Genomic DNA, 18,983 nt, shown 5'->3' on the forward strand with positions numbered 1-18,983 from the left:
TCCCTGCCGACCCTCGTCAGCGGCTGGTGGCCTCGGCTGACATTCCCTGTGCGCCTTTCGCACTCGAGCCGCCATCGAGCATCCGCTGCACCGCTTCGCTGACGAAGAAATCGATGCCCAGCTCGTGTGCCAGCGTGCGTTCGCGCCGCTTCACCTGCCTCAGGTTGGCCAGCTTGACCGGCCCATAGCCACGGATACCTCCGGCCAGCGCGGCGTAGCGCACCACCTCGTCGAGCGTATCGGCGGTCAGCCGAGGCAACAGCGCCTCGATCGCGCGCGCATAGTCCACCGGCAGCGCACGTTCCATGCGACGCTCATCGGTTCGTCCGAAGAAGTCGAGCGCCGAGCCGCGCAGCACCTTGCCGCGCGCGAGCAGTTTCATCAGCAACATCAGGCGCGGCCCGAAGTCGAGCTTGCGCGGCCGGCCGCTGCCGTCCGGTTTGGCGAGCAGGGGCGGCGCCATGTGGAACTGCAGCGTGTAGTCGCCCTCGAACTGCGACTCCAGCGCACGCCGGAAGCTGCCGTCGGCAAACAGCCGCGCCACCTCGTACTCGTCCTTGTACGCAAGCAGTTGCGCATACACGCGGGCGACGGTGGTCGCCAGCCGCAAGGGCGCGGAGCCGACGACCACGCTGCGCTCGGCAGCCGCGACCTTGTCCACCAGAGCGCGGTAGAACATCGCGTAGGCGGCATCCTGATAGGCCGTCAGGTGTTCGACCCGGTGTGCAACGAGCGCCGCAAGTTCGGTCTCCGAGCCTGCGCCGCCGTCCGTCACCACCTCCTCCCCCGCCAGCGCGGCGAGCGCCGCCGGATCGCCCGCGGCCAGCCGGCCGAGGCGGAAGGCATTGCGATTGGCCTTCACCGCCACGCCGTTCAGTTCGATCGCCCGATCCAGCGCGGCGATCGACACCGGCACCAGCCCCAGTTGCCACGCGTAACCCAGCAGCAGCACGTTTGCCGCCATCGTGTCGCCGAGCAGCTTCAGCGCGAGCGCCTGCGCGTCGCAGGTCCTCAGCCGGTCGGCGCCGGCGGCGAAGCGCATCTTCGCCAGCAGTGCGCCCGCATGCAGGTCGGCATCGGGCTCGTGCACGAACTTCGCCGTCTGGATCTCGTGGGTGTTGGCGACGATCTGCGTGCGCCCGCGACGCACCGTCTGCAGCGCATCGTTGCTGGCGCCGACCACCAGGTCGCAGGCCAGCAGCGCATCGGCCTGCTGGGTGTCGATGCGCACCTGGTTGAGCAGTTCGGGGTGCAACGCCAGGCGCACGAAGGCGAGAACCTGGCCGCCCTTCTGCGCGAAGCCCATGAAGTCGAGCACCGACGCGCTCTTGCCTTCGAGATGGGCGGCCATGCTGACCAGCGCACCGAGCGTCACCACGCCGGTGCCGCCGACGCCGGTGACGAGCAGGTCGTAGGGCGCGTCCCAGGCCGGTGGCGTCGGCGTCGGCAGCGCCGCCACCAGGGCGTCCAGCCGCGCGTCATCGATGCGCGCGCCGGCCGGCTTCCTGAGCTGACCGCCCAGCACCGACACGAAGCTCGGACAGAAGCCATTCACGCAGGAGTAGTCCTTGTTGCAGGACGACTGGTCGATCATGCGCTTGCGCCCGAGGGGCGTCTCGACCGGCACGATGGACAGGCAGTTCGACTGCTTGCCGCAGTCGCCGCAGCCCTCGCACACCGCGGTGTTGATGAAGACGCGCCGCGCCGGATCGGGGTACTCGCCCTTCTTGCGCCGGCGGCGCTTCTCCGCAGCGCAGGTCTGGTCGTAGATCAGCACGGTGACGCCCGGAACGGCGCGCAGTTCGCGCTGCACCGCGTCGAGCTCGCTGCGGTGGTGGAAGGTGGTGCCGCGCGGGAAGAAGCCCTCGTGGCCCCGGTACTTTTCCGGGTCGTCGCTGACCACCGCCACCCGGCGCGCGCCCTCGGCCTCGACCTGGCGGGCGATGCCATCGACGCTCACCTTGCCGTCGATCGGCTGGCCACCGGTCATCGCCACCGCGTCGTTGTACAAGATCTTGTAGGTGATGTTCGTCTGCGCCGCCACCGCCTGGCGGATGGCGAGGAAGCCCGAATGGAAATAGGTGCCATCGCCCAGGTTCTGGAACACATGGGGCGTACGGGTGAATTTCGAATGCGCGACCCAGTCGACGCCCTCCCCGCCCATCTGGATCAGGCCGCCCGTCTCGCGGCCCGGCATCCACGACGCCATGAAGTGGCAGCCGATGCCGGCCTGCGCGCGCGAGCCCTCGGGCACGCGGGTGGACGTGTTGTGCGGGCAGCCGGAGCAGAAGAAAGGCACGCGCCGCACGTCGTCGGCCTCGTTCGACAGCAACGGCGGCGCGGTGAATTCGGCGACGTGATCGACGATGTGCTGGCGTTGGTCCAGCGCCGGTCGATGGCCTGCCAGCCACTCGGCCACCACCGGCATCACCCGCGACGGGCGCAGCTCGCCCAGCGCGGACAGCATCGGCGTGCCGTCCGCGGCAGTCTTGCCGACGACCACCGGCCGCCGTGCCGGATCGGCGTTATAGAGCAGATCCTTGATCTGGCGCTCGACGACCGGGCCCTTCTCCTCGACCACCAGGATTTCCTTCAGTCCTGCCGCAAAGGCCCGCATGCGGCCCGCCTCCAGCGGGAAGCTCAAGCCGACCTTGTACCAGCGCACGCCGGCCGCCTCGAGTTCGGCGAGGCTGATCCCGAGCCGCCGAAAGGCCTCGAGCAGGTCCAGGTGGACCTTGCCGCAGGTGACGATGCCGATGTCCGCGGCCGGCGAACGGCAGATCATGCGATCGACCGAGTTCGCCACGGCGAACGCGCGCGCCGCATCGAGTTTGGCCGCCAGGCGCTGCTCGATGCCGAGGCTGGGCAGGTCGGGCCAGCGGTAATGCAGGCCGCCCGCGGGCGGATTGAACTCCACCGGCTGGTCGAAGCGCGTCTGCAGCGCATCGAGATCGACGGTGGAGCCGCTTTCCACCGTCTCGGAGATCGCCTTCAGCCCCACCCAGCAGCCGCAGAAGCGAGACAGCGCCCAGCCATACAGGCCGAACTCGAGCAGCTCGGCGATGTTGGCCGGATTGAGCAGCGGCATGCCCCAGGACTGCAGCGTGAAATCGCTCTGGTGCGGGAAGGACGAGGACACGCAACCGTGGTCGTCGCCCAGCACCGCCAGCACACCGCCATGGGGCGAGGAGCCATAGAGGTTGCCGTGATGCAACGCGTCGCCGGCACGATCCACGCCCGGCCCCTTGCCGTACCAGATCGCGAACACGCCATCGACGGTGCGCTGCGGATCGCCTTCCACCTGCTGCGAACCGAGCACCGCGGTGCCGCCCAGCTCTTCATTCACCGCCGGCATGAAGCGGATCTGGTTGGCGTCGAGCAGCGCCTGCGCCTTCCACAACTGCTGGTCGTAGCCGCCCAGCGGCGAGCCGCGGTAGCCGCTGATGAAGCCGGCGGTATTCAGCCCCGCTGCGCGGTCGAGCGCACGCTGCATCAGCGGCAGCCGCACCAGCGCCTGCGTGCCGGTCAGGAAAACCTGTCCCTGCGTCGCTTCCAGGTTGTCGGCCAGGCGATAGTCGTCGCGGATCGCCGGCAGTGTCGGGGCGAGAACCTCGGCTTGCGTCGTGCTCACGGCAGGTCTCCTCCTGCCCCGCTTCTCGCCGATCGGCGGGCGAGGCTCGACAGGTTTGATCGGTCGCGGGCGGATTAGCTCCCGCAGCAGGCAATCAAGATGCGTCGCCCTTCAGCACGCCGCGCCGCATCTGGTCGAGTTCCATCGATTCGAACAGCGCCTTGAAGTTGCCTTCGCCGAAGCCCTTGTTGCCCTTGCGCTGGATGAACTCGAAGAACACCGGCCCGAGCTGGTTCTCGGAGAAGATCTGCAGCAACAGGTCACCCGGCGCGCCATCGACCAGGATGCGACGCTCGCGCAGCGCCTCCAGCGGCTCGCCGTGGCCGGGGATGCGCGTCTCCAGCAATTCGTAATAGGTGTCGGGCGTGTCGAGCAGCTTCACCCCGTTGGCCCGCAAGCCATCCACACTGCGATAGATGTCGGCCGTCGACAGCGCGATGTGCTGGATGCCCTCGCCGTGGTAGCGGTCGAGGTATTCCTGGATCTGGCCCTTGGTGTCGTTGCCTTCCTCGTTGATCGGGATGTGGATCTTGCCGCAAGGCGAGGTCATCGCCTTCGACTTCACCCCGGTGACCTTGCCTTCAATGTCGAAGTAGCGTGCCTCGCGGAAGTTGAACAGGCGCTGGTAGAACTCGGCCCACTCGTTCATGCGGCCGCGATGGACGTTGTGCGTGAGGTGGTCGATGCCGAGCAGGCCGAGGCCCGCCGGATTCTCGTCGGTCGTGCCGTCCGCCTCCACGATGGGCACGAAATCCACGTCATAGATGCTGATGTCGCCGATCCCGCCGCACCGCCCGTCCTTGCCGCGCCAGCGGTCGACGAGGTAGATCAGCGAATCGCCGATGCCCTTGATCGCCGGGATGTTCAGCTCCATCGGCCCGGAGTGCGAGTCGTAGCCCCAGGCGCCGAGTTCGATCGCGCGCCGGTAGGCCCTGGATGCATCGGCCACGCGGAAGGCCATCGCACACACCGACGGCCCATGCAGGCGTGCGAAGCGCTGCGCGAAGGAGTCCGGCTCGGCATTGATGATGAAATTGATGCCGCCTTGGCGGAACAGCGTCACGTCCTTGTGACGGTGGCGGGCGATCGCCTTGAAACCCAGCCGGGTGAACACACCGGCCAGTTCCGCCGGATTGGGCGCCGCGTACTCGATGAACTCGAAGCCGTCGATCCCGGTCGGGTTGTCCCACAGTTCGTGGCTGCTCAAGGTTCACCTCCTGCGTCAGTGTAGGCCGCGAAGACTTACCGTCGGTCCGCGAAGTTACGATCGACCAAGCCGTTCCGAGTCATTTGACCACGGCAAGGGCACTTGGTGCATCGCCGGCGGTTCCACCTTCAGAAGGCGACTGGCCGGAATGTCATCCGGCTGTCGCTCCGCCGCGCCGACCGACATTCGACATGCAAGCGTGACGGTACGCGAAGAATTTCACGCCAATTGGCTCGTCCAATTGAACGACGAACCGATGCCAATGAAGTCATTCCCTCTGCTTCATGTCATCGATTCCATCAGCGAATAAGCAGATCCTCGGCTCCAGCCACCACAATTTTTGTAACTACTTGATTTATAGCGTTTTATTATTTTTCATGAATTCCGTCTATACCTCCGATGACTTTATCGATTGGCGAAATTCATTCGTTACAAACTCCTTGCTGCGTTGCAGCATTCAGTCGATATACTGCAACTGTGCATCGAGGGATCAACGATCTCAGGCCGGATTTAATCCGCCTAGAAATTGAAGACCCGAAAAGACGATGCCTTTTATGGAGAAGATCCAGATGAAACTGAATAGCCAATTCAAACTGAACAAGATGATCAACGAGAAGACCATCGTGACCCAGCAACGGGTCGATGGCTTCGTCCTCAAGACCGTAAAGAAGATCAAGTAATACCGCGCCGAGGTGTCCGGGTTCAGCATGCTTGCGGAACCAGCGTGGGGCTATCTATCCTTGTCCTATACGCAAAGGATCAGCGCCCATGGCGAACCCGGCCCACCTGGCATTGCTCGACCAAGGCGTCGAGGCGTGGAACGCAGCACGACGGCAGGCCGGCGACCTGCCCGACCTCGAAGGGGCCGACCTGTCCGGGCGCGCACTCGCGGGCATCGAGCTCTATGCGGCCGACCTGCGCGGGGCCAATCTTTACGGCTGTAACCTCGAGGGTGCCGACCTGAGCGAAAGCTGGCTCGAAGGCGCTGACCTGCGCAACGCCCGCCTTGGGCAGGCGCGCCTCGGCGGGGCACAGATGGCGCGCTGCCGCTTCGACGGCACCGTCTTCGTCACGCACGACGGCGAGATGGGCGATGCCACCCAGCTCGCGGCGCTGCTGCGCGGTGCCGATTCCTGGCGGCGCTTCGCGCGCGAGAACGCCCCTTTCATGCCCGATCTGCCGCTGGATGCCCAGCTCGCCAAGCTCCAGCGCACTCAGCGCGCACTGGCGCAGGACAAGGCAGACACCGGCCTCGACGCCGATGACCCCTTCGACTCGAGAAGATTCGACGACACCCATCTGGCGCGATTGCGCGCGGGCGTCGACGACTGGAACGCTTGGCGCAGCGACAACCCTGGCACCGTGCCCCAGCTCGATGGCGCGGATCTCACCGGCGCTGCGCTCGAGGGCGCCAACCTGTCCGCAGCCTACCTCCGCGGCGCGCGCCTCACGGGTGCAAACCTGCGCGCGGCCGACCTGGGCGGAGCCAATCTCAGCGAAGCCTGGCTGTGCTGGGCCGACCTGAGCGACATCTCCGCCGTGTGCGCGGGCTTCGTGCGTGCCGACCTGACCGGCGCGGACCTGCGCCGTGCCAACCTCTACGGCGCGAGTTTTGCGGAGGCCAACCTGACGGGGGCGCAGCTCTACGGGGCAAGCCTGGACGACGCCCATCTCGAGGAAGCCGACTTCTTCGAAGGCAATGCGTTGCACCTCGCCCGCCTCTACGAAGATGCAGAAGCGTGGAACAAGTGGCGCAGTCGCTGCCCCACCCTCGCGCCCGATCTGCGCGGTGCCAACCTCATCGGCTATCGCATGCTGAGCGAAGACCTCACCGGTGCGAACCTGGCCCGCGCCCACCTGAGCCGCCTCAATTCGTACCAGGCCCTGCTTGCCGGTGCCGACCTCACCCTGGCCCGGCTGGTCGATGCCAAGCTCTTTGCCGCCAGGCTCGACGGCACGAACTTTGCGCTCGCGACCCTGGCCCGCGCCGACCTGAGCATGGCGGGCGCGGCCGGCGCGTCCTTCATCGGCGCGAACCTCGAGCGCGCCGACCTTGGCAGCGCCAGAATTGCGGGCGCCCGGCTTGCCCGCGTCATGCTGCAGGAGGCGAACCTCAGCAACGCCGATCTGTCCGGAGCCGACCTGAACGGGGCCTGTTTGTCGGGCGTCAGCCTGAGGGGGACCAACCTGACCGACGCCGACCTCACCGATGCGACGCTCACGTATGCGCAGATGGTCGAGACCGTCGTCGACGGCGCCCGGCTCGCTGGCGCCAACGTCTACGGCGTGGCGGCCTGGGGTCTGGACCTCTCGAAGGTGCGCGACCAGACCAATCTGCACATCACGCCCGAAGGCCGCGCCGGGCTCACGGTGGACAATCTGGAACTCGCGCAGTTTGTGTACCTGATGGTGCACAACGAGAAGATTCGCGGAATCATCGACACCATCGGGCGCAAGGCCGTGCTGATCCTTGGCCGCTTCTACGGCGAGCGCAAGGCGCTGCTCGACGCGCTCAAGGTCAGGCTGCGCGAGTTCGACCTGGTGCCCATCGTGTTCGACTGGGACAAGCCCACCACGCGCGACCTGACCGAAACCGTGGCGCTGCTCGCCAGCATGTCGCGCTTCGTCGTCGCCGACGTCACCGACGCCAAGAGCATCCCGCAGGAACTCTCCGAAATCGTCCCCCGCCTTCCCTCCGTGCCGGTCCAGCCCATCCTGCTGCGGGGCGACCCCGGCTATGCCATGTTCGAGCACTGGACGAGCTACCGCACCATGCTGCCGGTCTATCAATACGGCGACCAAGCCGACCTGCTCGACAACGTGCAACAGGCCATTCTCGCGCCGGTGGAGGCGTGGGAAGCGAGCGCCACGAAGCAGACGAGCCTTGAAGCCGAACTGAAGGCGAAAGACGACGAGATCGAGCGCTTGAAGGCGATGTTGCAGATGCAGGGGGGAACTGGCTGAGCACAGCAGCTTCGGATTCGCTCGTCAGCATCGGAAGGACACCTCCCGCGCCCAGCAAAGCCGCGTGCCGGGGATAGAGACAAGTGGCAGGGTCGATAATTGCGCGACTGCTTGCAAACTTCTATAGTCCAAGCAATGCAATCATAAAGAGGTCTTGCAAGATGCCATCCGTTACCGTCCGAAATGTCCCCGATGAAGTGCATCGCGCCATCCGCGTGCGGGCCGCTCAACACGGCCGGAGCATCGAGGCCGAGATGCGCGACATTCTGGAGTCCGCCGTGAAGCCGGAAGGCCGGGTCAAGCTGGGCTCCCTGCTGGCCGAGATCGGCCGCAAGGTCAAGCTGACCGATGAGGAGTTCGCCATCTTCGAGAGCGCACGCGACAGAACCCCCGCACGTGCAGCGAGCTTTGAATGATCTTGCTCGATACGAACGTGGTTTCGGAGCCGCTACGTCATGCGCCCGAGGCCCGCGTCATCGAGTGGATCGACGCGCAACCCCTGGAAACGCTCTACCTGTCCGCAATGACCGTGGCTGAGCTGCGCGCCGGCGTAGCGCTGTTGCCGGCGGGTAAGCGGCGGGCGGCGCTGCACGAGAACTTCGAAAAGCGCGTGCTGCCCATGTTCGTCGGGCGCGTGCTGCCGTTCGACCTGGCTTGCACCAGCGCCTATGCCGAGCTGCTGGCGACCGTGCGCAAGTCGGGCAGCGGCATCGAGACGGCCGATGCCTGCATCGCTGCCGTTGCCATCGCCAACGGATTCACCATTGCCACACGCGACACAAGCCCCTTCCAGGCCGCCGGCCTGACCGTTATCAACCCTTGGGAGCAACAGTAGAAGCCGCTTTTTCAGAGGCTCTGCTTTTGCCATCTGTCAGATATCTAGTTCTGCCCCCCGAACCCTGAGCCATTCTTTTCTTTCCCGGTAATCCGGCAGCACCTTGTCCACCTCATTCCAGAATGCGTCTGAGTGATCGCGATGATGCATATGGCACAGTTCGTGGACGATGATGTAGTCGATGATGGTCAGTGGGGCCATCAGGCACTTCCAGTGGAAATGCAGATCACCGCGCTTGGTACAAGACGCCCATCGGTAGCCAAGATCCTTGATCTGAATATCACCTGCCGTCACCCCAACCTTGGCTGCGAAGTACGCCACTCGCTTCTGAATCCGGGGCAGGCCTTTGGTCTTGTAGAAAGTTTCGAACACTTTATGGGCGGCATCCTGGCCGCCGCGCTCGACGACCTCGCGCCGCAGGCAGAACCGACCGTCTTTCAACTTGAGCGGACCTTCTTGCTCGGCCACTAGCTGCAGTCGGTAGCAACTGCCCAGGTACAGAAACGTCTCGCCGCTAACCCATTCCCTTGTCACCCGTGTCGCGTTGAGATCGCGCCATTCCGCCAAGTTGCGGTAGATCCACATCCGCTTGGCTAAAACGGTTTCATCTACCTGCTCGGGTGACATACGCTTTGGCGGACGAACAGTGATGATGCCATCGCGCTCGATTACGATATCCGTGGTCTGGCGGTCTGAGCCTGGCAACAACCGGTATTCAATATCACGCACCTGACGGAGCTGCATCACGCTCTCGCTGTCCGCGCCGTGTTGACCAGTTCATCGTGACGGTTTTTGGCCAGCTTCATGACTTCTACGGCCACGCGCTCACGATTGAGTTTCAGTTCCTCTATACGCGTCTTGGCGATCTCCGTCTTGATCAAGCCGCGCACGCGCTTCTGTTTGTCCGGGTTCTGCCAGAAGTCGATGCTGGCAATGGTTTCTTGCAGTATTTCCACGGTGGTCTCCATCAATGCCTTGAATGCAGGCTTGTCTGCATCATTGACAGAACCACTCGCGAAGCCAAGCTGGACGATGTACTCGTAGAAGGTCGTCGCCTCCTTGCTCATGCCGTCCTCACCCTGCTGACGGCCAGTGATGGCTTCCTTGCGCAGCTCAGCCAGCTTTTCGGCCAGCAGATCCCATTCGTTGTGGTGTTTCTCGATCAGCGCATCGACCTTTTCCGACAGGCTCTTGTAGAAGGCCGGATCTTCATCGTGGTGAACCGTGCAGTGCTTGCGGATGGCGTGCTCCATCTCGCTGGCCTTGGCCTCGTTGTTCTGGCCCGCGTGCGCGGCCAGTTTGTCGAGGAAGTCTTCTGCCAGCAACTCGACCGGTGGCACCTTGGGGTTGATACCCAGACTGATCAGGTGCTCATTGATCAGCGCTTTCACCTTTTCACCCGCGCTGCCGAGGTTGAGGCTGGTGTCCTTGTAACGCTCCTTGGTCACCTGCAGGATGTAGCCGAAGCGCTTCGCGGGAACGCGGTAGGGCTGCGCAGATGCGTTGGGCAGGATGATGTCCAGGCTCATCAAAAACTTCTTGAAGTACACCTCAAAATCAGCGCGCTTCTTGTCATCGTTGAGCGCCTTCACCGCTTCGTGCACTACGGCAGTCTCGGCATCCAGATTGGGCAACCCGCCATTGACGAAGGCTTTGATCTGTTTGATGCCGAGGGCCGTGAAGTTCTGAAGCAGCCGCTGGTAGCGCTCTTCCAGCACTGGCAACTCCGACGCGATGTTCTTCATCCCGTCGTGCAGTTCCTGCAACTCGTCGCTGGCCGCGTACAGGGTCAAGGCATCGGTCAGGTGGTTGGCTAGGCCGATGTAGTCGACGATGTAACCGCGTTGCTTACCCTTTTTCACGCGATTGGTGCGGGCGATGGCTTGCAGCAGGGTGTGTTCGCGCAGCTTTTTGTCGATGTACATCACCTGCTCGATAGGCGCGTCAAAGCCCGTGAGCAGCATGTCGCACACGATCAGGAAGGCAATGCCGGTGTATTCCTTGTCCGGATCTTCAAAATCGAAACTGCGGCAGAAGTTCTCCACCGCGTTCATGCGCTGGGCTTCCTTGCACGCCTGGGTGATGTATGCCGCCTCATTGGTGCCGTCCGATGACACCACCACAGCGGTCTTGAGAAAACGCAGACGCTGGATCAGATCGCTATCCGGCGAGGCCTTGGCCTCCTCACGGGCCAAGCGCTCTGCCAATGCGGCCTTGATACCGTTCTGATAACGGATGCACGCCAGCTTCGAGTGGCACACCACCTGCGCCTTGAAACCGTTTGGCAGGATGTTGTCGACGTAGTGCGCCACCATGTCACGCGCAATTGCGTTGATGCGGTTTTCGGCTTCCAGAATGTCGCCGGTCGCGCCGTACTTCTTCTTGATCGCCAGTAGTTCTTCTTCGCTGCGGTCGCGGAACAGGTCTTCAAAGGCTTCGTCGAAAGCGTGCTTTTCGTTCAGCGCGTTGTCGGCCGTCTTGCCTTCATAGAGGATTTGCAGCGTGGCCCCATCATTCACCGCATCCATCAGTCGGTAGGTGTCGATGTACTCGCCAAACCGCTTGTGGGTCTTCTTCTCGCCGTGGCGCTCGGTGATCAATGGCGTGCCGGTGAAGGCGATGCGCGTGGCGTTGGGGAATGCCTCGAACAGGTTGTCGCCCAGGTCAGAGCTTTGGGTGCGGTGCGCCTCGTCGATCATCAGGATGATGCGGTCCGAGGTATTGACAACGCCGAACGTCTTGCCCGCAGGCATGGCCAGGTAAGTACCCAGCGCTTCCGCCACGGTGTTGGTTAGCGTCTGCTTGTGCTCCTGAAACTTGTGGATCATCACCATGCTGATGTCCGAACTGTCGGTCGACAAATGCTGGCGCAGACCCGCCCGGGTTTCGATCACATTCACCCGCCCGCCAATCAGCGTCGCGGTGTCGCCCAATTGTTCTTCCAGGTCTTGCCGGTCATTGACGAGCACGATCTTGTAATCGGCAAGGTCGCGGCTGGCACGCAGCATTCGCGCCAGAAACACCATGGTCAGTGATTTGCCCGAGCCTTGCGTGTGCCACACCACGCCGCTGCGATCGGTGGCGGTTTCGCCCGTACGCAAGCGCTCGACAATCTTGCTGGCAGCGCGGAATTGCTGATAGCGGCACACCACCTTCACCCGTGGGCCGCCGTCGGTGTCCATGAACACCGAGCTGGTGCGCAGGATCTGCAGCAGGTTGGCCTTGTTCAACATTCCTGCAATCAACTGCTGCTGGGCATTCAGGCCTTCGAGCGCGGAATCGTCAGCGGGATGGAGCGTCTTCCAGGCATAGAAATGCTCTTCGCCCGAGGTGATGGTACCGTAGTCGGCTTCCAGGCCACAGCTGCGCACCAGCATCAGGCTGCTGTAGAACAGGCGAGGCTCGCCTTCCTTCAGGCCAGAGGCTTCGGTTTCCTTGCGGCGGCGCATGTAGCGCTGCAGTTGTACATAGGCTTCCTGCATCGGGTTGGCGCAGGTTTCCGAACCCTTCTTACACTCCACCACCACCAGCGGGATGCCATTCATGAACAGCACGATGTCCGGGATGATGAACGCCTTCACGCAGCCCGGCGTGTCGATTCGGAACTGGTTGATGGCGTGGAACTGGTTGTTCGCCGGGTTGTGAAAATCGATCAGCCGTACCACCGGGTCGGCTTCGCCCGTCAGCTCGTTCACATCGGCCTGCGCCTTGAACACCATTGCCTGCACGGCCTCATTGGCCTCCAGCAATGTGCGATTCGGGTGGCGCAGCAACTGGCTGCGCAAGTCTTCCAACTGACGATCCGTCAGCCATTCACGCCCGTCATCGGTGCGGTTGATGGCGCGCACGGCGCTGTCGAACACCTGCGGCAACAACCATTGGCGGAAGTTGGCGCGCAGGCTGGGGGTCGCATCCTGGGGCACGCCCGAGCCCTGGTCGATGATCGTCCAGCCCAGCTCAGCCAGCTGTTGCAGAAAGGGGCGTTCGACCTCCGTGTATTCGCTCACGCCGCCCCCTCAAGCCAGCGCGGTGGCTGGCTGTGTCAGGCGCTCCAGGGCAATGCCCAGCGCCCGGTCGTCGAAGAGGCGATCCTTGCGGGCAGCGGCATCCGGGCCGCCACGCCAGTGGCGCAGCCCTTCACGCAAGGCGGGCACATTGGGCGCAACACCTTCACGAGCCAGCAGCCAATCCACGGTGGCCAGAAGTTCCATGCCGAAGGGCGATTCAAAGCCATCAATGAGCGCGGCGGTGGACTCCAGCGCTTGCGTGTAAGCCTTGGCCTCGCTCTTGAGATAGGTCTGCACGAAGGCCTTGCGCTCGTCGTCGAACCAGATCACGTCCAGTGGGTCCGCGTCGCTGATGCGCTTTTCGGAGTGCAGGTAGCTGCCATCCAGATTGTTCAGCAGATGATCGAGCCGGTTGGCGTAGGGGCCGTACTTATGCGGCGCGAACTGTAGATTCAGCGGGTTGTCGCCGGGGTTGTAGCGCTCGATGGCCCGCTCCAGAAACCACGCCAGCTTCTGGATCTCCAGCAGACTGCACTCCATGCCCAGCACCCAGTAGCGGCGCACCAGTTCGGCAATCAGCGCACGGGCGGGAGTCAGCTTATCCACGCCAGCGCGCTTGGCCACGTTCTGGTACTGCTTGGTGGGCTCGAACACCAGAATATCGACATCCAGATCACCCAGCGCTCGCTCAATTTGTTCGCGCACCTCAGCCCATTCCAGACCCCCATTGCCCGCGCCCAGCGGCGGGATGGCGATGGACTTGACCTGTTGCTCGATCAGGAAGCGCCTCAGATCCTGCAGGCCATCGACCACCCATTCCATGCGCGACGGCGCACGCCAGTGCTGCTTGGTGGGGAAGTTGACAATCCAGCGCGGGCCATCGAGTTCGTGCACCGGCGTGACGAACATCTTGCCGGTCTGCACTTCCTTGGCCTTGCACGCGGCTGCGTAACGGCGGAAGTTCTCGTCAAACCGTTCCTTGAACATCAACGCGATACCCTTGCCCATCACCCCGACGGTATTGACCGTGTTGACCAGCGCCTCGGCGCGAGCCTCTAGCAAATTACCTTGAGTGAATCTAATCATCAGAAATACCACCCTGTTCGGGCATAAACCGGCAGGTTCAGATTGCGGGCCTGAATCTCCTGTTCAATGCGTTGTTTCAATGTTTCCGTGTAGCACACGATGCCGAGAAGTCCGCTGACCGGCAAGTGCTGATGGATCAGCGCTTCGGCCTGGTAGCGCTCGAATTTTGCTGGGTCTTCCGGGTCCCGCTTGAAGTCCCGAGCTTGCAATAACGGCCAATCAATCTTGTCGAGATCGGTCAGGTCGGCGTAAAAATCCGCCCACTGGTAATAGGCGTGGCTGTCGGTGAACAAAAACGGCAAGCCCAACCCGGCGATGTGGTGCAGGCTGGACACCAGAATCACGATTTCTTCATTCGGCCGCTTCTGAATGCCGCCCCAGCCAGTGTGGATGTTGCGTAGCATTGGCGAAAACGGCGTGAAGTAGAACGGCACATAGTCATTCAGCAAACCGCCCGGCGGCAGTGGCACCGGGTGATTGGCCCGCTTGTCGATCAATTCCGGGTTGCCGATATTCACCCAATCCGGCGCTTTCACCGCACTGTTGCCGCAATGCAGGCCGTTGTCCAAAATCCACGGCAGATTATCGCGGTGGACAATGCGCCAGATCAGCGCCTTCTCCGGGTTGAGGCTGTGATAGTGGTTAGCCATCGACCACCTCGGGTTCTTCGACCTTGACAGGCACTTTGCCGGTTAGCAGGTCATGCATCAGTCCCTGCTTTTGTGCCAGCAGATTCGAACGCTTCAGCTGCTCGCTGGTAATTCGGCAATCTGCTATGTCGGCTCGCGCAATGATTCGGTCTTGCTCTTCAATATCAGGCCAAACGAATCTGAGTTGATTCAAGACATCGCTGTTCGCAACATCGCGTCCGCCACTATTAACACGAGCGCGAATCTGCGCCTTAATCCTTGAGTCACTGGCAAGCGCCATTTGGACAAGGTCTGGCCTTGCGCGGGTTTCATCGACAGCAATTCGCATCAGATTGGAGGACATGATCCACCCAGCCTGCTCGGAACGAACTACGACGGATCGCCCAACATCCGCAACTCGCGAGAAAACAACGTCTCCAGCTTTCAGTTGGAAGTCGACCAATCGCGCTGCATCTCTGCTTTCCACAAACAGAAGTTCATCATCGGTAAAGACGCCCTCACCAAGAGCACCAATCGTGATGACCGGATGTCCGTGAGTGCGCCAATGCTCGCCTTTGAGTGCTGATCCAAAAGGTCCGGTTCGAATCCAGTGCGTTCCTGGCCGCCCTTTAGCGGCAAGGCCTGCAACTTCCCACTCCTTCGGAATCCACCCAATCGCCGTTTCCTGATACAGCTCCGGGGCCTGTTCGCGGCGCGGGCGCAGTTGGCCGTTGGGCAGTACGCCACGGGTGAACAGGTCGCGCATCAGGCCGGCCTTGATCTGCTGGTATTTGGCGATCAGGGCTTCGGTCATTTCGATGGCGGTGTCGATGCCATCCAACACCTTTGCCACTCGTTTCTGAATCTTTTTAGCAATCGGCAGCCGAACAATATGTCGCTCTAAGTCCGAGCGAATAATGCCATTGATGCTAGTGCCCTGATTGAGCTTCTTCAGCTCATTCAGTTCCTTGCCAAGCAGATGGTAAATAAACTTTGCATCGACCTTTGAGGTATCAAGATACACGCCCGTGATGTCTTGGCTAATGGCGATATCACAAGGGGCGATAGCCAGCTTTCCAACACCAGTGCGAGTCACTACCAAGAGGTTGCCTTGCTGCACAACCGAGGTCGCGCTGCTGCGAATACCAATCGAGGACACATGCCTTCGGAATTCAGCGATACCGCGTTGTGTGAAGTCTGCGCCCGTAATCCAGGGGATCTCGCCATTCCAGTAGGCCGGATTACCAGTATCAGGGGTGCCGCCGTTCACAATACGGGCGCAAATGCTGCCGAAAGGAACTTCGCGCCACGAAGTTTTGCAACGCTCACGCATACCCCAACTCCACCAGAAATTCCTGCAACGCCTTAGCCGCGCTATCCCGCGCGGACTCAATCTGCTTGGCCGTGACGGCGTATTTGCCCCACAGGTTTTCAACCGCTGCAATGCAAGCGCGTTGATCCGCCCGCAGGTATTGCCGATAGCTCTCGAACAGCAGCTTGCCCAGACGTTCGACGATGACCTGCCGTGCCTCGTCCTTGCTGATCTTCAGGCGCGCCTGCTCCACCAGTTCGTCCTTCTTGGCCTCGGTGGACTTGATGGCGGCCTTCAGCGTCTTGGCTTCGTCTTCCAGCGCCTTGTGCGTGGCCAGCTTGGCTTCGATGCGCTCGGCGGTGGCTTTGGCCTGCTGGCCAGCGGCCATGGCGACTTCGATCACTGAAGCGAACGTGGAGGCGTGGCCGACAGAGGCGGCTAGATCGAGGACGCGCTGGCCGTTGGCGAACTGGGCCGCCTTGGCGGTGAAACCATCGCTGCAGTGGTACGCCTTGTCCGTGCCCTTGGGCAAACGCCCGGCCACTTTGATCTCGGAGAACAGATCGCCCACAGCGCCCTTGAGCGTCTTGAGCTGGGCCTTCCATTCGGCATTGGCTTCCTTGAGTTCGTCCTTGAGGGTTTTCACCTCATCGGCAGGCAGCACGCCGGTGTCGTCGGTATCTTCAAAGTCCTCTTCACTGGCGGCGGCGAACAGGGCTTGCAGCTCGGCGAGGCGGGCGTGCTGTTGTTCCAGTTCTGCCAATACCTCGGGGAACTGGCTTTGCAGGATGTCTTCATCCGGAATCAGCTCCGGCCCCCAGCCGCTGGCGGCGATGGATTTGAAATCGGACACCAGCCCCTTGTAGTAGTTGGCGAAAGCACCGCGCACCTGATAGCGGTTCAGCAGATGCTGGCCCACAAAGGTGCGTTCGATGCTGTCGAGCAGCGTGGCGCGCACGGCGTAAACGTTGCGGCTGGCGGCGTGTTGATTGTCCGCATCCGGTGCCAGCGCCTCAATGACCGGCAAGTGCTGCTGCCACCAATCGGCCAGATCGGCCATGAATTGGGTGTGACGCTGGGTGACACTGAGGTGGTTATTGATGTGCGGGGCAATGTCGCGCTTGTCCGCAAGCGTGGCAGCGAAGTCGGCATACCGGATGCCGTGCGTGGCCGTGGCACGAGGCACAAAGAGGCTGTCGCGCAGGCCGGCGTAGTTCTGCCAGAAATGGCCCAGGGCATCGATTTCGCTGACCGGCACGCCGCCGTGCAGATGGGCGCGCACATCGTGCGGTTCGGGCGGCGGCGCATTGTCCACGTAGCGGCGGATGTTGCAGTTGTAGTCTTCCGCTTTGATGTCGGCTACCGGCACACGTTTGGCGTAGCCGTCGATGTTCTGGCCGGCGCGGTAGGCGTGCACGATCTTGTCGATGTCTTCCGGACGCAGGTGGTTCTGGGCTTTACCTTCACGGTATTCGCGGTCGGCATTGATGAACAGCACGTGATCGCGCTGCTGGGCTCCGTCCTTGTTCAGCACCAGGATGCAGGCCGGGATGCCCGTGCCGTAGAAGAGGTTGCTGGGCAGGCCGATGACGGCTTCGAGGTAACCCCGGTCGATGAAGTACTGGCGCGCCTCGCGCTCTTCTCCACCCCGGAACAGCACGCCATGCGGCATGACGGTGGCCATGCGGCCATTGCTCTTGAGCACGGCCAGCATGTGCTGCACGAACATCAGGTCGGCCTTTTTGCCCTTTTCCGGCATCCAGACGTGGAAGCGACCGGGGTAGGCGATGGGTTCTTTCTTCTTCGCGCCGCTGCCGTCGTCCTTGGATTTGGTCTTGGCGTAGTTCTGGCTGAAAGGCGGATTGGCCAGCACACGGTCAAAGCGGCGCAGCTCGTTGTTTTCGTCCTTGTGCTGCGGGTCGGCCAGGGTGTCGGCGTTGCGGATATCGGCGTGCGAGATGCCATGCAGCAGCATGTTCATCTTGCAGATGGACCAGGTGGTGCCCATCTTTTCCTGCCCGTTGAGCGACAACTCAGCGGCATCGGCCCCACATTCACGCAGGTAGTCGCGGGCCTGGATCAGCATGCCCCCCGACCCCACTGTTGGGTCGTAAACGCTCATGCCTTCCTTGGGGTCGCAAATTTCGACGCAGATGCGCACCACCTCTGCTGGGGTGTAGAACTCGCCCGCCTTCTTGCCCGCCGAATCAGCAAAATGCTTGATCAGCCATTCATAGGCGGCACCGAGCAGATCGGGGAATTCGAAATCATCATCCCGCAGCGGTATCTTTTCGAAGTTCTGGATGAAGTCGACCAGAGTGTCGTCATCCAGCGTGTTCTGGCCGATCTTGCGGTTGAAGTTGATGGTGCCCTTGAGCACATCCTGCAAGGCATCGGCGTTTTCTTCTTCCAGGGCTTCCAGCGCCTTGTTGAGCGTGGAGCCGACGTTTTCCTTGACGTGCTTGAGCGCAGGTTGCGGGTTGCCTGCATCGTCTACCCACGGATCGTTCCAACGGGCTCGTGGCGGCACGTAGAAATACTTGCCCGAGTACTGATCCGGGTCTTCGAGGTTGAGGGCGATGTCGGCCTCTGACAGACCCGCCGCCTTGCCTTCCTTCTTGATCTCCTCCCGGCGCTGATCGAACAGATCGCTGGCGCGCTTGAGGAACAGCATGCCGAAGATGTACTCCTTGTATTCGCTGGCATCCATGTTGCCGCGCAGGTCATCGCATGCCGTGAGCAGCAGGCTTTCCAGGCGGGCGAGTGTGAGTTTGGCGGATGGCATCGTTCAGTCTGTTCCTCGGTTCTTGTTATCTCTGCAGCTCAATCCAGCACCACCAGGAATTCGGTGGCCAGCGCAGTGGGGCGGGTTTGCCGGGCATTTTTGGTCAACGCCACCAGCCCGTAGCCCTCCATCATCCGCAGCGTGCGCGATAGGTTGGGCACCTGCCGCCCCGACAGTGCCGCCAGTTCGGTCATGGTCTTGGGCTTGGCCTGCCGAATCAGCCGCAGCAACGCCCGGTTGTCCTCCGACAAGACCGCCGCCAGCGTTGCCATCGACGGAAACCAGACCGTGGGCACCTGCTTGCCTGAAACCGTGGCATCAGGCGCATCAATGGGGCGAATTCCGACTACGCAACGCTTCATGGCGAATGATTCTGGATCAATAGAAAATTGCCTTCTATTGTATCAGTCCGACACAACTATGACGCATGACCGGAAGTCAATCACGAGGAGTTCAATAGACCTCAATCTTTCCGAAGTCGGTATTCGTCCATGATCTTGGGCTTGGAAACAAAAACCTGCCATATG

The 18,983-nt window shown here is 62.1% G+C and carries 12 protein-coding genes; 3 read left to right on the plus strand and 9 right to left on the minus strand.

The features are described 5' to 3' along the window. Positions 1–16: 16 nt before the first annotated feature. A complete protein-coding gene (locus GH664_RS13225; RefSeq protein ID WP_228111501.1) occupies positions 17–3,631 on the minus strand; it encodes an indolepyruvate ferredoxin oxidoreductase family protein in 3,615 nt (1,204 codons plus the stop codon). Positions 3,632–3,725: 94 nt separating this feature from the next. Continuing rightward, positions 3,726–4,838 (minus strand): 4-hydroxyphenylpyruvate dioxygenase, encoded by a 1,113-nt coding sequence (hppD, locus tag GH664_RS13230; protein ID WP_153168544.1) that lies wholly within the window; start codon positions 4,836–4,838, stop codon positions 3,726–3,728. Between the two features lie 768 nt (positions 4,839–5,606). Here hppD and GH664_RS13235 point away from each other — a divergent pair. The 3 genes from GH664_RS13235 to GH664_RS13245 all read left to right on the plus strand — a co-directional run bounded on the left by GH664_RS13235 (position 5,607) and on the right by GH664_RS13245 (position 8,637). Further along, the gene (locus GH664_RS13235) at positions 5,607–7,802 is read left to right on the plus strand and encodes a pentapeptide repeat-containing protein (protein ID WP_153168545.1); all 2,196 of its coding nucleotides are present in this window, start codon (positions 5,607–5,609) and stop codon (positions 7,800–7,802) included. A gap of 161 nt (positions 7,803–7,963) precedes the next feature. After that, the gene (locus GH664_RS13240) at positions 7,964–8,218 is read left to right on the plus strand and encodes an Arc family DNA-binding protein (RefSeq protein ID WP_153168546.1); all 255 of its coding nucleotides are present in this window, start codon (positions 7,964–7,966) and stop codon (positions 8,216–8,218) included. Further along, positions 8,215–8,637: a type II toxin-antitoxin system VapC family toxin gene (locus tag GH664_RS13245; RefSeq protein WP_153168547.1), complete on the plus strand. Its 423-nt coding sequence runs from the start codon at positions 8,215–8,217 to the stop codon at positions 8,635–8,637. Before GH664_RS13240 ends, GH664_RS13245 begins: the two co-directional genes overlap by 4 nt. Positions 8,638–8,673: 36 nt before the next feature. Here the strand turns inward: GH664_RS13245 and GH664_RS13250 are convergent, their stop codons facing one another. From GH664_RS13250 to GH664_RS13280, 7 genes are read right to left on the minus strand one after another with little or no spacing between them, the layout of a single operon-like run. Next, the gene (locus tag GH664_RS13250) at positions 8,674–9,381 is read right to left on the minus strand and encodes a M48 family metallopeptidase (RefSeq protein WP_153168548.1); all 708 of its coding nucleotides are present in this window, start codon (positions 9,379–9,381) and stop codon (positions 8,674–8,676) included. After that, entirely contained in the window at positions 9,381–12,644 is a 3,264-nt protein-coding gene (locus GH664_RS13255) for a type I restriction endonuclease subunit R (RefSeq protein WP_153168549.1), read from the minus strand. Before GH664_RS13255 ends, GH664_RS13250 begins: the two co-directional genes overlap by 1 nt. Positions 12,645–12,653: 9 nt before the next feature. Then, a complete protein-coding gene (locus GH664_RS13260) occupies positions 12,654–13,730 on the minus strand; it encodes a macro domain-containing protein (RefSeq protein WP_153168596.1) in 1,077 nt (358 codons plus the stop codon). Beyond that, positions 13,730–14,380 (minus strand): DUF4433 domain-containing protein, encoded by a 651-nt coding sequence (locus GH664_RS13265; RefSeq protein WP_153168550.1) that lies wholly within the window; start codon positions 14,378–14,380, stop codon positions 13,730–13,732. Before GH664_RS13265 ends, GH664_RS13260 begins: the two co-directional genes overlap by 1 nt. After that, positions 14,373–15,692 carry a restriction endonuclease subunit S gene (locus GH664_RS13270; protein WP_153168551.1) on the minus strand — a complete coding sequence of 440 codons (1,320 nt, stop codon included), beginning with the start codon at positions 15,690–15,692 and terminating at the stop codon, positions 14,373–14,375. The genes GH664_RS13265 and GH664_RS13270 overlap by 8 nt, the downstream gene beginning before the upstream one ends. After that, the gene (locus GH664_RS13275) at positions 15,685–18,456 is read right to left on the minus strand and encodes a class I SAM-dependent DNA methyltransferase (protein WP_153168552.1); all 2,772 of its coding nucleotides are present in this window, start codon (positions 18,454–18,456) and stop codon (positions 15,685–15,687) included. The genes GH664_RS13270 and GH664_RS13275 overlap by 8 nt, the downstream gene beginning before the upstream one ends. Positions 18,457–18,494: 38 nt before the next feature. Beyond that, complete coding sequence (locus GH664_RS13280; protein WP_153168553.1) at positions 18,495–18,818, minus strand: MarR family transcriptional regulator; 324 nt, start codon at positions 18,816–18,818, stop codon at positions 18,495–18,497. Positions 18,819–18,983: the final 165 nt, after the last annotated feature.

Origin of the sequence: Thauera sp. 2A1, assembly GCF_009469595.2 — a bacterium.
Taxonomy (GTDB): Bacteria; Pseudomonadota; Gammaproteobacteria; order Burkholderiales; family Rhodocyclaceae; genus Thauera.